This is a genomic window from Fibrobacter sp. UWCM (genome assembly GCF_900129735.1).
Lineage (GTDB): Bacteria > Fibrobacterota > Fibrobacteria > Fibrobacterales > Fibrobacteraceae > Fibrobacter.
This window is the reverse complement of the sequence record NZ_FQWR01000004.1, coordinates 189,082-203,070: the sequence shown is the minus strand read 5'-3', so window position 1 is coordinate 203,070 and position 13,989 is coordinate 189,082. Positions and strand designations below refer to the sequence as shown.

The window sequence follows — 13,989 nt, the reverse complement described above, 5'->3', positions numbered from 1 at the left end:
GAGGAATGGATGGAAGAAAAAGCTTACTTAACCGAGAAGGAAATGGAAAAATCTGCTTTTTGTGCATGAATTTACAGAAAAAGACTTGCCTAATCAGCGGGAGAGACGAGCACAGCCAATCTGTAGAGGTGGCTTTGATTCCCGCTTCAGCAATAATGTGGGAAAACGGGAAAGGTGGTGCGCTTCGCTCGGATTACGGAGTCTGCTTCTCGACCTATGGCGATGCCGGTTGCGCTGATTACAATTACTAGCCGCTACACGTACAGATAATCATTCAGCACGGGCTGCAAGCCTTCGCCCGAAATGTCGCCGTACATATCGTTGAAACTACGGGAGTCGTTGATTTCGAACTGTTCGTCGCCGCCTTCCCCGTCATCGTGGCCGCTATACTTGCTTTCGTGGTCGCCAATTCCGGTAGAAACCCCAGCAGAAACTTTAGTCGCTGCAATCTTCACGATGCCGTTCCTAAATTCCTTGCTTTCGCGGCTGGAAACCGTGATGCCCACGTACGGCAAGAAGATACGGTAGGCGCAAAGCACCTGGCAAAGTTCCTTCTCGTGAACGTCGAGCGGGTCAATCTTGTCGTTATTGATAATCGGGCGCAGTCTCGGACAGCTTAAGCTCATCTCGGCATGCGGGTACTTCTTTTGTAAGTAATACACATGGAGCGCCGAAGCCAGCGCGTCGCGGCGGAAGTCCGAAAGGCCGAGGAGCGCGGAGAACGCCACCCCGCGCATGCCCGCCATCAGGGCGCGTTCCTGCGAATCGAAGCGGTACGGGAACACGCGCTTGTGACCCATCAGGTGAAGTTGTTCGAAACGCACCTTGTCGTAAGTTTCCTGGAAAACCGTCACGTAGTCCACGCCGCATTCGTGCAGGTAGCGGTACTCATCCACATTGACCGGGTAGACCTCCACGCCCACCATGCGGAAATACTTGCGTGCGAGCTTGCAGGCTTCACCGATGTATTCCACGCTGCTTTTGGCGCGGCTTTCGCCGGTGAGAATCAGGATTTCTTCCATGCCGCTGTCGGCGATGACCTTCATCTCGTGCTCGATCTGCTCCATGGTGAGCTGCATGCGCTTGATATGGTTGTAGCAGTTGAACCCGCAATAGACGCAGTAGTTTTCACAGTAGTTTGCGATGTAGAGCGGCGTGAAGAAATAGACGTTGTTGCCAAAGTGCTTGCTCGTCTCGATTTTCGCCTTCGCGGCCATCTGTTCCAGATACGGTGCGGCCGCCGGAGAAAGGAGCGCCTTGAAATCTTCGAGCGTGCAGCGTTCGTGTTCGAGGGCGCGCTTCACGTCCTTGCCGGTGTATTTGGAATAATCGAAATTTTCGGACTCGGAGAGAACCTTGTCGGCAATGTCCGACTGGATGACTTCCATGCCGGGCAGATAATCCATTATATTAGTACGGGAACTCGGATCGTTTTCAAGGCGGTGCTTCTTGGCAAGCGCCCCTTCCGAAAGGTTTCCGGAATCGAACAGGTAGTTGTTGTCTTTTCTTTCGCTCATTTTTTTAGATCCTTCGACTGCGCAACTTCGTTGTGGAGTTTACCCTGAGTGAAATCGAAGGGCTCAGGATGACACATTCTAAATTCGTTTAGTCTCTCAAGAAACCTGTCAACGGGTCGGACGCGGAAGCGCCGCGCGTGAGGACGCGCCCAAGGCCTGCGAGGTAGGCCTTGCGACCCGCCTCGATAGCAAGCTTGAAACTCTGCGCCATAAGCGGCAAGTCGCCCGCGGTAGCAAGCGCCGTATTCGCCATGATGGCGGCGGCCCCCATTTCCATCGCGGCACAGGCCTCGGAGGGCTTGCCGATACCCGCATCCACGATGATGGGCAAGTCAATTTCATCAATCAGAATCTGGATGAACTCGCGCGTAGAAAGCCCCTTGTTGCTGCCAATCGGAGCGGCAAGCGGCATCACGGCTGCGGCACCCGCGTTAGCGAGGTCGCGCGCCACGTTCAAGTCCGGGTACATGTAAGGCATCACCACGAAACCCTCACCAGCGAGGGTTTCGGTCGCCTTCACCGTCTCGTAGTTATCCGGGAGCAGGTACTTCGTGTCGCGCATGATTTCGATCTTGACGAAATCACCGCAGCCGAGCTCGCGGGAAAGGTGCGCGATGCGGACCGCCTCGTCGGCGGTGCGGGCGCCGGACGTATTCGGCAACAGGGTCACACCCTTCGGAATGTAGTCAAGGATATTTTCGTGGTCCTTCGTGTTCGCCCGGCGCACCGCGAGTGTCACAATCTGTGCCCCCGCATCGCGCACCGCGGCTTCAATCAATTTCAGCGAATACTTGCCGGAACCCAAGATAAAGCGGGAACTGAATTCATGCCCGCCAATAACGAGTTTATCTTCCATATAGCCTTCTTTTTAGCAAGGCATAATATAGAAAATTAACGGTTAAGATTAATCTTGACGCCGTTGAACGTAACTTCATCCTGCACGAGGTCGTCAAAATCCGGTTCACGTTCCTTCGCCACAGCCGCTTCCTCGCCCTCCTTCACCAGGTGAACAACGCGTTGCGGGAACGGAATCTCAATCTTGTGCTCGTCGAGCACGTCCTTGATAATTCTTGAATACTTGCGCTTGAGTTCGTAGTATTCAAACGTACGCACCCACACCCAAACCGTGACGTTTATGGAACTGTCGGCATATTCGCTCACGAAAAACTTCGGAGGCGGGACCTTCATGAAACTCGCTTCCTGCTCGACCATCCTACGCAGGGCGCAGAACACAACGTCTAGAGAGGCGTCATAAGAAACGCCCACGTTGATATCGAGCCTGCGGATAGGATTGCGGGCATAGTTCACAATAGGAGAACCCCACAAGGACCTGTTCGGCGCAGAGACGTAGATGCCCTCGAACGTCTCGAGAGTCGTGTTGAAAAGGCCAATCGCACAAATCTTGCCCTTGATGGAACCACATTCAATGTAGTCGCCGGCCACAAAAGGCCGCAGGAACAAGAGCAAAAGTCCGGAGGCAACGTTCGAGAGCGTATCCTTGAGCGCAAGACCCACCGCAAGGCTCGCCGCACCAAGCATTGCCAATAGCCCGTTAGTGTTTACGCCCAGAATATTCAGGCCAAGCAAAAGCCCGATGGCATAAGTAGTATACTTGACGAGGTCCGAAACAAGCGGAGTTGCGGCACGGTCAAAGCCATGCTTTTCGGCACGTTTGAGGCACAACCGGAATGACTTGTTAAAAAACCAGATAATAACGATAAGAAGCACGACCAGCAGGAGCTGCTCCGCTATCGAATCTTTCGGTATGAGTTCTCTGATTTTGTCCACGGGAACAAATCTAACAATATTTTCAGGCAAAAAGTGAATCGAGGCCACATTGCCCCTTTCAGGTATGACCCCGCTCACAGACCTAAAAACAAAGTGTGTTCCAGATTACAAAAAATCCCCCGGCAAAGCTGAAGGGATTTTTCGTAGGAAGATCCCCGCCTACGCGGGGATGACATCTCTATAATTACGTGTGAGCAAAAAGCGACCCGGTGTTAACGGGTCGCGTTTGCGAGAGCGAGCGATAACCGCAGGTTCTTCGCCCTAGATGAGAGCGAGCGGTCTTATTACGTGTGAGCGTCGACCCATTCGGCGTTCTTCTTGCAAGCCTCAACAGACTTCGCGAAGGCAGCCTTTTCTTCGTCGCTCATCTTGACCTCGATAATCTTCTCGACACCGTTTGCACCGACGACAACCGGCACGCCGCAGTAGAGGCCCTTCACGCCGTATTCGCCGTTCAGCTTGGCAGCGCAAGAGAACACGTTCTTCTTGTCGAGGAGATAGGCTTCGGCCATGTGGATGGCAGAAGTAGCCGGGCTGTAGAAGGCGGAGCCGCGGCCGAGGAGGTTCACGATTTCGCCACCGGCACCGGCAGTGCGCTTGGCGAGTTCGGCGAACTTTTCCTTGCTCATGAGCTGAGATACCGGGATACCGCCCACGGACACGCATTCCATGATGGAAACCATCGTGTCGCCGTGGCCACCCATCACGAGGGCCTTGACGTCTTCGACAGACACGCCCAGTTCGTCGGCGACGAAGCAAGCGAGACGGGCAGAATCAAGCACGCCAGCCATACCGATGACCTTGTTGGCCGGGAGGCCAGACTGCTTCTGCATGTTGTAGACCATGGCGTCGAGCGGGTTCGTAATGACGATGACGAAAGCATCCGGAGCATTAGCCTTGATGGCTTCGGCAACGGTCTTGATAACGCCGCAGTTCTTGTCGAGGAGGTCGTCACGGCTCATACCCGGCATGCGCGGGAAACCGGCGGTAACGATAACCACGTCTGCACCCTTGAGGTCGGCGTAGTCGGTAGAACCCTGAAGATCGACGGACGAATTGATGACGGATCGGCCTTCCATGATGTCGAGAGCCTTGCCCTTCGGCATGCCCTGAGTCTGCGGAATGTCGATAAGAACCACGTCGCCAAGATTCTTCTGGGCGAGCACGAGAGCCATTGTACCACCAATTTGACCAGCACCAACGAGTGCAATCTTCTTTCTAGCCATGATTAACCTTCCTTTTAAGGTATAGTTTTTTTCGTCCGAAAATATAGTAAAAAAAGCATAAAAAACAAATTCTTTTTTACATGCAAGTATAAAATATACGCGGGCGGGGCCCCAGCTCAGAGTTGCGAAGGCCGCACGGGCCCCTCCCTGCACCCTCCCCATCCTTGGCCGACGCCTTCCACATAAAAGCCGTTTATTTCTAGCCAAGGAAAGTTTATTTCTAGGAGTCGCAGGAATTATTCCGTTTATACCATTGCGGCGACAAAGTCGGCTTCGCACATGAGTTTATCGCCGGAGAAGGCCTTGCCGGCATACTTGAAGATGCCATGACGCACGGAGATGAGTTTTACCTCGAGGCGCAGGTCCATGCCGGGGAGCACGGGGTTCCTGAAACGGCAGTTCTCGATGCCCATGAAGGCAGGGCGCTTGCCCACCACTTCAGCTTCGCGGGCAATCATCGTGAGGAGTGTCGCCGCCTGGGCCATGGATTCAACCTGGAGCACGCCGGGCATCACCGGATTGCCGGGGAAATGCCCCTGGAAGAACTTCTCTTCGCCCGTCACATGGTAAAGGCCAACCAGGGAGGGCTGCACCTCCTTGCCGTCACCGAGTTCGAGGCTCAGGACCTCGTCAACGAAGGCGAACGGGAACTTCTGCGGGAGCAGTTCGTGAACCACATCGGCATCGTAAACAACACCGGCTTTTTCAGATTTCTTGAGGGATTCCAGTAGAGACATAAGGCAGGAGTTTCTCCATGATTTTATGGTGAATGGTATGGCCGCCGTTCAGAATCTGAACGCGCACCTTTGGTAAAGCAGGGACCGCGAAGGCAAGATCGCCCAGCAGGTCCAAAATCTTGTGGCAGGCGGGCTCTTCCGCCATGCGGTAACGGGGCTGCCTGGCACCGTCCAGGAGCATCCCGCAGGATTCGTCGACTCCGGCGAGGAGACCTTCGGCACGCGCCTTCGCGTAGTCCTCCTCAAAAATGAACGTGCGGGCCGAAAACGCGCGGTAGAGGTCCTCTGCGGAATACACCGAGAGGGTCGCCGCCGAGCGGAACGCAGCGCCACCCGCAGTCGCATCGCGGGTAATCTCGTATTCCACCTCGAAACAGTCTGCAGGCGAAACGCTCACCCGCCCGCGCGGGAACTCGAGGGTAAAGGACTCGGGAACATCGTAAAAGCAAAGGGGCTCGGGCACACCGGCGACCTTCCTCAGGGCGTGGAAGAACGGCAGAGCGCTCCCGTCCATCATAGGGAGTTCGGCCAGAACGCCTTCCGCATCTCCGGGAGCAACGTGCACGTCGAACCGCTGGTTCGGCCACATGAGGAACACGGGCGCAAGATGCTCCGTCGAGGCGAGGGCGAGCGGGCCATGCAGGCCCGGTTTCGAATAAATTGCTGTCCGCGCCACGCGATACCCGAGTTCGCCGTAACAATGCAGGGTATCCGTCGAGTAGAAAAGTTCATCGCCCGCATACCAGCATACGCGTGGCGCGCGGTTCGGGTCCTTCTCGAGGACATCCACACGCACGTCTGCCCGCGGGTGCGAGAGCGAAGGCGACGCAAATTCTATACTCTTGAAGGCAGGCATACGCTACTTTTGCCCCATCTGGCGGAGGCGCACCATCGAGCGGCGCCATACCGTAATTTCTTCGGCGGGGAACCCGGATACGGTAAGCCCCGCGGGAATGCTCTTGGTGACGCCCGCCTTCGCGGCAATGCGTGCGCCCTTCCCGAGCGTAAGGTGGTTTGCGACCTGCGCGCCACCCGCAAGTTCGACATCCTCCTCGACCGTCACGGAGCCCGCGAGCCCCGACTGCGATGCCATAAAGATGTTGTTCCCGAGGCGGCAGTTGTGGGCGATTTGCACGAAGGAATCAAAGTGGCAGTTATCGCCTATCGTGGTGGGGCTCAAGAAACCCGCGGCAACCACCGTGTTCGCCCCGAAGCTGCAACCGCGCCCGATGCGCACACCCGCAAGGTGCGGGACCGGCCGGCGCCTGCCCTCATATTCATAGAACCCAAACCCGCGGGAACCGATAACGGCGCCCGCCTGAAACACGCAATCCTCCCCCACGACTACATTCGGGTAAATTGTCACATTCGCCTCGAGCACGCAGCCCGCGCCGAGCGTCGCCCCGCGCATCACCACACAGCCCGGGCCCACGAAGGCATTTTCGCCCACGCGACCTTCGACTACGGCGCTCGCATGCACGCGGGCGGATTTCGCGACATCGCCGGCGCATCCACTGCCCACGAAGGAGCCGCTAGTAACATCGCCGGCGCATTCACCGCCCGCAAAAGAATCCGCAAACTTTTCCAAGAAGCAGACCATCGCATGGTACGGGTTTTCAACCGGGACAATGCAGCCCACACCGGGCGCAAATTCCTTACCCGATGCAACGGCAACCTTCTCCGCCGGCATAAGTCCTTGCGGCACGAACAGCAGTCCGGTGCGTACGCTATCAAGCAGCGAAGACGCAAACCCGTTCGCGTTCGTTTCGTTCTTCACGGTATCGCCCACCCAGAAACTCGCGTCACCGGGCCCCGCCAAGTCAACGGACGCAAAACCGGTAATTACAGTACTCGGCGCGACCCGCAACACGGCCTGCGGCGCAACATCTTGCAGCAGGCCTTCGGCACGCAGCCAGTCCAAAACCATTGAGATTGCAACGGGTTTCACCTAGTCCCCCAGCCTCAGCATCTGCACCTGAGCCGCAAACTCGATCGAGACGGTCTCGCCCAGTTTGCCGCTCATGTCCTCGCCATCGAGTTGCAGGAACTCGTTCTGCGGTACGGTAAGCGAAAGCGAATGCACCTTCACCGACTTGAGGAAATGCTTCTTGAACAGGAACCCCACAAGCGGAATGTTCCCTATGGCGATAGCGAGCAGGAACAGCGGCATGGAAGGCACGTCCACCACTTCCAAAAAACCGTCGGCCATGTCGGACTTGTAAAAAGGGTTTGCGCCGCTCGCAAAGCTCGGGATATTCCCCACGATTACGGTGCGGTGCCCGGTCAATACGCCCGAATGCGTCTTGCCGTACTTGTCCACGTAACTAAGCATGCTGGCTCCCAGCCGGTAGTTCCTGTCGGCAAAGAAGCGGCGCACATAATGCAACTTGTTCGCTATCACGGACGAAGATGAAATCGCCCCGCTTGCACGGTCCTGGTTAAAGTCGTGCGCAATGCGGGCATCGATCCCTCCCGAAAAATAGTTCGCGAGCGCGTACTTGCCGTTTACCTTCCAGATATCGAAGGGAGCGGGTTTCGCACGCAGCAGGCGACGCACCAGGAACAGGAGTCCCCGGTCCACAAAAGGCTTGTACAGGTTGAGCACGCGCGCAAGGTCGTTGCCCGTCCCCAGCGGGATAAGGCCTATCTTCACCCTGGTCGCAAAGCCCGATTCGAGCATCGTAGAAAGCACGGACGAAACGGTACCGTCGCCACCGACTGCAATAAGCGTCTCGGTCGAAGCGAGGGCCTCCAGAATCTGATCCCTCATGCGTTCGTACTGCGTGAATTCCGCCTTCCAGTCATCGGCAGCAAAGCCCATGGATTCCATGATTTCGGGCAGGAACTGATGGATTATCTTGCCCTGGCCACCGCCACTAATCGGGTTGATGAGAAAATAGAACTTCATAGCATCAACCGTTCCCGCGCAGGAGCATGTCCTTGATTTCCACATAGCGCTGCATGCCGCCACTCACTCGTTCCATCTCGTCGACGGTGAGTTCGCGCACCACATGTGCGGGCGCACCCACGACAAGCGAGTTCTCGGGGAATTCCTTCCCCTGCGTAACGACGGCACCCGCACCCACGATGCAGTTCTTTTTTATGTGAGCGCCGTCCATCACGATGGCGCCCATCCCTATAAGCACGTTGTCGTCGATAGTGCAGGCATGCAAGACTGCGTTATGGCCCACGGTAACCTCGTTCCCGATAACCGTCGGCACTCCGGTAGACACATGAACCGTAACGTTATCCTGGATATTCGTGCGGCAACCCACGCGAATCGGTGCAAGGTCGCCTCGCAGCACGGCATTGTAGAACACGGAGGAATCATCGCCCACGGAAACCTCGCCCACGAGGCACGCCCCGTCGGCAACAAAAACACGGTTCCCGAGTTCCGGGCGCTTACCATCCAATTCTACAATTCTAGCCATGCCCCCAATGTATAATTATTCAAGGCGCGAGAACAGTTCACAAAATAAAAAAGCCGCGTTTTCCCGTAGAAAAACGCGACACACTCATCAAAAAACGAAGGTTACTTCGCAAGCGCCGCGATGGATTCCCACTTCTTCTTGTCGTCGCGGATCAGGAACATCGCACCCTTGTATTCGGTAACGATGGAGACGGCCTTCGCCGTATCGCCATCCTCGAGGGCGTCGCCGGCATCCTGGAGCAAATCCTTCTGGGCGCTGCGCATGTCGGTAATTGCACCAACGCGATTCTGACGGAGGATTTCCATGGAATCGCTCACGAATCCGAGATCCCAGGTGCTCTCGTAGCAGGATTCAGCCTCCAGGTACTTCGCGGCCTCGCCCGCAGCAGCAAGCTCGTACATCGAATTGCAGGCAGCGAACGTCTCGGCGCTCTTCTTCTTCGCATACTGGTAGTACTGGTAGCCGCCAATGATAAGGCCAATCACCACCAGGAGGAACACGCCGTCCTGCCAGCCCATGATGGGCCCGGTCGGCATTTTTGGGCGGCCGTTTACGGTCTCGCCAGCTTCGAGTTTTTCTTCGGCTTCGTCAAAAGGGCTCTTTCCGTTCAAGAAACTAACCATAATTCTCCCTATTTTTTGGCTATCGCGCTATAGACGCGAGCATACAGATAAATTTGTTTCACGAGGCTCGCAAACCCGTTGGAGCGGGTCGGCGAAAGCCCCACATTGAGGCCGATATCCTGGAAGAATACCGGGTCGAGCGAAAGAATCTCGCTCGGGGCAAGATCGTTGTAAACCTTGAGTGCGAGTGCACCCAGGCCACGGCTTATAAGCGGGTTCGTCGTACCGCCTTCCACGTCCATCTCGAAGTGGATTACCTCGCCCGTAAACTTCGGCACAAGGTACATCGTGGAGGCGCACCCCTGGATAATGAACTTTTCGTCCTTGAGGCTTGCGTCCATGCCCTGGTGGGCGCGCGCCAAATCAAGCAGGTATTTCCACTTGTCATCGGGGTCGGTGAACGAAGCGAACTTCGCACGGACTTCTTCAATTCTTTCTGCGATAGTACCCGACATAAACATCACCTAGCAAATAAACGAACGCATCTTCCAGATTAGCGAAGGGCACGTACGGAGGACCGTAAAGAATATGCGGAACAGCGTCTGCTTTTCACGCGGGAGCTTCGAGAGTTTTTCGGCGGCGCGGTCGAACTGCTCGTCCGTTATGCTGTTGAAACCGGCCTTCGCGCGCTGCAACTGCAGGTGCGACTTGCCAAGCGCCTTCATCCAGCGGTCGAGCACGGAGCGCTCCACGCATTCCCGTTCGCTCTCCGACTTCGCGTCGAGCCATTCGTTCACGGATCTTGCGACAATAGTCCCGCACAGGAGCGCTTCCACGATGCCCGAGCGGCTGATGGGGTTCATGCAGCTTGCCGCATCGCCCGCCTTGAAAAGCCCGCACATCGCCATGGGCCTTGTGGACTGGCCACAGGCAATCATACCGCCATACACGGCCTTCACCTTCGCCTGCGGGTAATCCTTCGCGATAAAGTCGAGCAACCTCTGGCGGAGCGTGCCCTCGCGGTTCACGTTCTTGCCCAGCACAAAACCGATGTTCACCTCCACGCCGTCGCGCGGGAATATCCAGCCGTAACCGTCCGGGAATTCGCTCCCGAAAAAGAGCTCAATGTGCTCGCGGCTGTGCTCGATGCCTTCCGCCACCGCGAAAATTGCGGGTTCCAGGTCGGTATCGCCAGATTCAATGCCCTCAAGGCAATCAATCCCGCGGGTCAGGCGCGAACCGGGGCCCGTTGCATCCACAACGGCCTTCGCACATATAGTTTCACCCTCGCCGCCCTTCGGCTGCACCTCCAGATTCCAGGAACCATCCGCATTGCGCGAAAGTTTCTTCACCACGGTATCGAAATGGCATTCCGCACCCACATTCAAGCAACCATCCGCAATAGAATGGTGGAACTTGGGGCGGTCCAGAATCATGCCGCAGTTCTTGCTGTAGAATTCCGCACGGTAGCGCTTGCGCGACGTAAAGTAGATTCCCGAGATGTCTCCACGTACCCAGGACCGGTCTATGGGCCAGAGCTTGGAGAGCCTGTCGGTCGAAACCGCCTCGGCACAGAAAATCGGTTCCTTCCAGGGTTCCTTCTTGTCGAGAAGCAGCACCTTCTTGGAGTTTCCGACCATTTTTGCAAACGTATAGGCAGTCATGAGGCCTGCAGGACCAGCCCCGCAGACGACCAAATCGTACGCTTGAAACTTAAAAACGGACATTCTAGGGCCAAAAATAGTTTTTTAAGCAAAAAAATATGGTCTTTTTTTTAAATAAGTGAGTATTTTTTCTTTTTTTTAGTTATTTTAGGGCTATAGGTTGTTTAGTTTTCCATAAAAGGAATAGTGATATATGAATATGAAGAAGATTTCGAAACTTGGTGTATGCCTTGTCGGCGCACTGGCAATAAGCGGTTTTGCCCAGGATTATTCCGGACAGGACCTCAATATGTCTTTCCGCGACAAGCGCATCGACGGGTTTGATTTCTCGGATGCCAAGGCCAAGAAGAACGTCACCGACTTCCAGCGCAGTGCAGGCGAAAAGCCGAACTTCCAGGGCGCACAGCTCCCGGAAGTATCCTTCCGTAACGCGGTGATTAGCGAAGCGAACTTCAAGAACGCAAACCTGAAGAAGGTGACCATCAGTGGCGCCGACATCCGCAATTCGAACTTCAAGGGCGCAGACATGGAAGAGGCCGACCTCTACCGTGCAACGCTCCTCGGTAGCCAGTTCCCGAACGTGAACTTCAAGAACGCCCGCCTTGACGCCATGAAGGTGGCCGACGAAACCGACTTCAGCAAGGTGGACTTTACCCAGGCGTCCGTGATGGACGTGGACCTTACCCGCGCTGACCTCAGCAAGGCAAACCTCACGAACGCGAACTTCTCCCGCTCCCTGATGGGCGAAGTGAACCTCAAGAAGGCTACCCTCGTGAAGACCGACTTTACGGCATGTAACCTCATCGCCGCAAACTTCAAGGGCGTTGACCTCATCAACGTGAACTTCAGCAAGGCCGGTCTTTCCCAGGCGAACTTCAGCGGTGTCGAGTTCCAGAACGTGAACCTGCAGGAAGCCGACCTTTCCCTGACCGAGTTCGATGACGTGGACCTTTCCAAGACCCAGCTCCAGAAGGCCAAGTTCGCCCAGTCCACCCTGAGCAGCATGACCTTCAAGGGCCAGGACCTTACCGGCGTCGTATTCGACAAGGGCGCCGTGAAGAAGAGCAATTTCGACAAGGCCAAGATGAACAAGACCTCGTTCTTCGATACCGAAGTGAGCAAGTGCGAATTCCGCGGTACCGAACTCACGAAGGCAGTCTTTGACGGTGCATACATCAAGAAGAACATCTTCGACGGTGCCGACATGGACAAGGCCAACCTCGCGAACTCCACCATCCAGCAGACCGACTTTATCGGTACCCAGCTCAATGGTGCAAGCTTTGCCGGTGCCAAACTCGAGAACGTGCGCTTCACCAACGCCAAGATGAAGAACGTGAAGATCGACGCCGACACCAAGATGCAGAACGTTGACTTCTCCGGTGCCGACCTGAGCGACGCCAAGATCGAGAAGTTTACCGCCAAGAAGGTGATTTACGACAGCCGCACCAAGTTCCCCGCCGGTTTCGAACCGCGCCAGTACGGCTTCACCAAGCCGGGTGAAAAGGCCGCCGAAGTCGTGGTGCAGGGCAACAAGAAGTCCTCCGTGGCTGACGACGCCATGCCGAAGAAGAAAAAGAAGAAAAAGAGGAAACACAGCGACGATGACGACGAGTAGTCGCTAGTCCCTTTATGGAATTTAACGCCCCGCGGAAGCGGGGCTTTTTTACTTCTTGTCCATGAGCCAAGCAATGACTTCGGAGAGGTTGTGCACGCGCACGACCTTCATCCCGTCGAGGACCTCGGGCAATCGGCCGCTCGCCGGCACTATCGCCTCGACCATGCCGAGGCGACGCGCCTCCTTGAGCCGCTGGTCCAGGAGCGACACGCTCCGGACCTCGCCCGACAGACCGAGCTCGCCCACCGCGATGGTCTGGCGGGAAAGCGGGATACCCAGGTGGTTGCTCGCGATGGCGAGGGCAAGCGCGAGGTCCGACGACGCATCGGAAACCTTGATGCCGCCGGCAATGCTAGCAAACACGTCGGAGGCCCCGATGCTCACCCCGCCGAACTTCTCGAGCAGGGCAAGGATAATCGTGAGTCGCTTGGGGTCGATGCCGGCGGCAACGCGCTGGGGCACGGCAAACCCCGTCTGGTTCACGAGAGCCTGCGTTTCAAAAAGCATCGCCCGGGAGCCCTCGAGCGCACAGCACACCACGCTCCCCGGCGTGGGCGGTGTGTTCTCCTGCAAAAAGACCTTGCTCGGGTTTTCTACCGGCATAAGCCCGTGGCTCGTCATCTCGAATACGCCTATCTCGTCTGTCGCGCCGAAGCGGTTCTTGATGGTACGCAGCAGGCGGTACTGGTGATTGCGGTCGCCCTCGAAATACACGACGGTATCGACCATGTGCTCGAGAATGCGCGGGCCCGCAATCTGGCCATCCTTCGTGACATGCCCGATAAGGATGGTGATGCACCCCGTATTCTTCGCAAATACCATGAGGTCGAGAGCGCATTCCCGCAATTGCGTGGCGCTCCCGGGCGTTCCCGAGAGATCGGCCTTGTAGACCGTCTGGATGGAATCGATGACCAGCACCTGCGGTTTGATTTCCTGTGCCTGCTGGACAATTTTTTCCAAGCTCGTTTCGCAAAGCAGGAGCATATCACTGCCCGAGACGTCCAGACGCTCACTGCGGAGTTTTACCTGGCAAGCACTCTCCTCGCCCGACACATACAGGCACTTGACGCCGGCGGCTGTCATCGTGGCGAGAGTCGTAAGAACCAGCGTGGACTTGCCGATACCGGGGTCGCCACCGATGAGCACCAGGGAACCTGGCGCAAGCCCGCCACCCAGCACGCGGTCAAATTCGGTATTGGCGGTGCTCAGCCGCCGCGTGTCTTCAGTCGCGACATCCTTGAGCGTCACTACCTGGTGGACCGGCCCTCCGAGCCCGCGGGATGCACGTGGCCCCTCTATTGCAGGTTCTACCGCATGTTCCTTGAGCGTGTTCCACGCCCCGCAGAACGGGCACTTGCCCACCCACTTGGGCGTGGTGTTACCGCACTCCGTACAGAGAAACTCTATTTCTTTTTTTGTCTTGGTTTTATTCAGTGCTACCATGTGCA

15 protein-coding genes are annotated in these 13,989 nt (G+C 56.4%); 2 read left to right on the top strand and 13 right to left on the bottom strand.

What is annotated here, in order from left to right; genetic code table 11:
* On the top strand, nucleotides 1–251 hold a 251-nt coding region (locus tag BUB22_RS16870), incomplete at its 5' end, for a hypothetical protein (protein ID WP_217650346.1).
* Nucleotides 252–254: 3 nt separating this feature from the next.
* On the opposite strand, the gene thiH is transcribed toward BUB22_RS16870, so the two are convergent.
* From thiH to BUB22_RS04465, 12 genes are all read right to left on the bottom strand, one after another.
* The gene (gene thiH, locus BUB22_RS04520; protein WP_073114102.1) at nucleotides 255–1,517 is read right to left on the bottom strand and encodes a 2-iminoacetate synthase ThiH; all 1,263 of its coding nucleotides are present in this window, start codon (nucleotides 1,515–1,517) and stop codon (nucleotides 255–257) included.
* Nucleotides 1,518–1,605: 88 nt separating this feature from the next.
* Complete coding sequence (locus tag BUB22_RS04515) at nucleotides 1,606–2,373, bottom strand: thiazole synthase (RefSeq protein WP_073114101.1); 768 nt, start codon at nucleotides 2,371–2,373, stop codon at nucleotides 1,606–1,608.
* 35 nt (nucleotides 2,374–2,408) lie between these two features.
* Nucleotides 2,409–3,305: a mechanosensitive ion channel family protein gene (locus tag BUB22_RS04510; protein ID WP_072811104.1), complete on the bottom strand. Its 897-nt coding sequence runs from the start codon at nucleotides 3,303–3,305 to the stop codon at nucleotides 2,409–2,411.
* A 284-nt stretch (nucleotides 3,306–3,589) separates the two neighbouring features.
* The gene (gene mdh, locus BUB22_RS04505) at nucleotides 3,590–4,531 is read right to left on the bottom strand and encodes a malate dehydrogenase (protein WP_072811107.1); all 942 of its coding nucleotides are present in this window, start codon (nucleotides 4,529–4,531) and stop codon (nucleotides 3,590–3,592) included.
* A 245-nt stretch (nucleotides 4,532–4,776) separates the two neighbouring features.
* Nucleotides 4,777–5,268, bottom strand: coding sequence for a 3-hydroxyacyl-ACP dehydratase FabZ (gene fabZ, locus BUB22_RS04500; protein ID WP_072811109.1), 492 nt, complete (start codon nucleotides 5,266–5,268; stop codon nucleotides 4,777–4,779).
* Nucleotides 5,237–6,124, bottom strand: coding sequence for a UDP-3-O-acyl-N-acetylglucosamine deacetylase (locus BUB22_RS04495; RefSeq protein WP_073114100.1), 888 nt, complete (start codon nucleotides 6,122–6,124; stop codon nucleotides 5,237–5,239). The genes fabZ and BUB22_RS04495 overlap by 32 nt, the downstream gene beginning before the upstream one ends.
* A 3-nt stretch (nucleotides 6,125–6,127) precedes the next feature.
* On the bottom strand, nucleotides 6,128–7,216 hold the full coding sequence (locus tag BUB22_RS04490; protein WP_254794633.1) for a UDP-3-O-(3-hydroxymyristoyl)glucosamine N-acyltransferase: 1,089 nt from the start codon (nucleotides 7,214–7,216) through the stop codon (nucleotides 6,128–6,130).
* Nucleotides 7,217–8,176 (bottom strand): diacylglycerol/lipid kinase family protein, encoded by a 960-nt coding sequence (locus tag BUB22_RS04485; protein ID WP_072811116.1) that lies wholly within the window; start codon nucleotides 8,174–8,176, stop codon nucleotides 7,217–7,219.
* Between the two features lie 4 nt (nucleotides 8,177–8,180).
* Nucleotides 8,181–8,699 (bottom strand): gamma carbonic anhydrase family protein, encoded by a 519-nt coding sequence (locus BUB22_RS04480; protein ID WP_072811119.1) that lies wholly within the window; start codon nucleotides 8,697–8,699, stop codon nucleotides 8,181–8,183.
* 101 nt (nucleotides 8,700–8,800) lie between these two features.
* Nucleotides 8,801–9,322, bottom strand: coding sequence for a hypothetical protein (locus BUB22_RS04475; protein WP_072811122.1), 522 nt, complete (start codon nucleotides 9,320–9,322; stop codon nucleotides 8,801–8,803).
* An 8-nt stretch (nucleotides 9,323–9,330) separates the two neighbouring features.
* On the bottom strand, nucleotides 9,331–9,777 hold the full coding sequence (locus BUB22_RS04470) for a SufE family protein (protein ID WP_072811124.1): 447 nt from the start codon (nucleotides 9,775–9,777) through the stop codon (nucleotides 9,331–9,333).
* 9 nt (nucleotides 9,778–9,786) lie between these two features.
* On the bottom strand, nucleotides 9,787–10,989 hold the full coding sequence (locus BUB22_RS04465; RefSeq protein ID WP_073114098.1) for an NAD(P)/FAD-dependent oxidoreductase: 1,203 nt from the start codon (nucleotides 10,987–10,989) through the stop codon (nucleotides 9,787–9,789).
* Nucleotides 10,990–11,119: 130 nt separating this feature from the next.
* On the opposite strand from BUB22_RS04465, the gene BUB22_RS04460 reads away from it, so the two are divergent.
* Nucleotides 11,120–12,541 carry a pentapeptide repeat-containing protein gene (locus BUB22_RS04460; RefSeq protein ID WP_083535378.1) on the top strand — a complete coding sequence of 474 codons (1,422 nt, stop codon included), beginning with the start codon at nucleotides 11,120–11,122 and terminating at the stop codon, nucleotides 12,539–12,541.
* A gap of 48 nt (nucleotides 12,542–12,589) precedes the next feature.
* On the opposite strand, the gene radA is transcribed toward BUB22_RS04460, so the two are convergent.
* The gene (gene radA / locus BUB22_RS04455) at nucleotides 12,590–13,984 is read right to left on the bottom strand and encodes a DNA repair protein RadA (protein WP_073114097.1); all 1,395 of its coding nucleotides are present in this window, start codon (nucleotides 13,982–13,984) and stop codon (nucleotides 12,590–12,592) included.
* Nucleotides 13,985–13,989 lie beyond the last annotated feature (5 nt).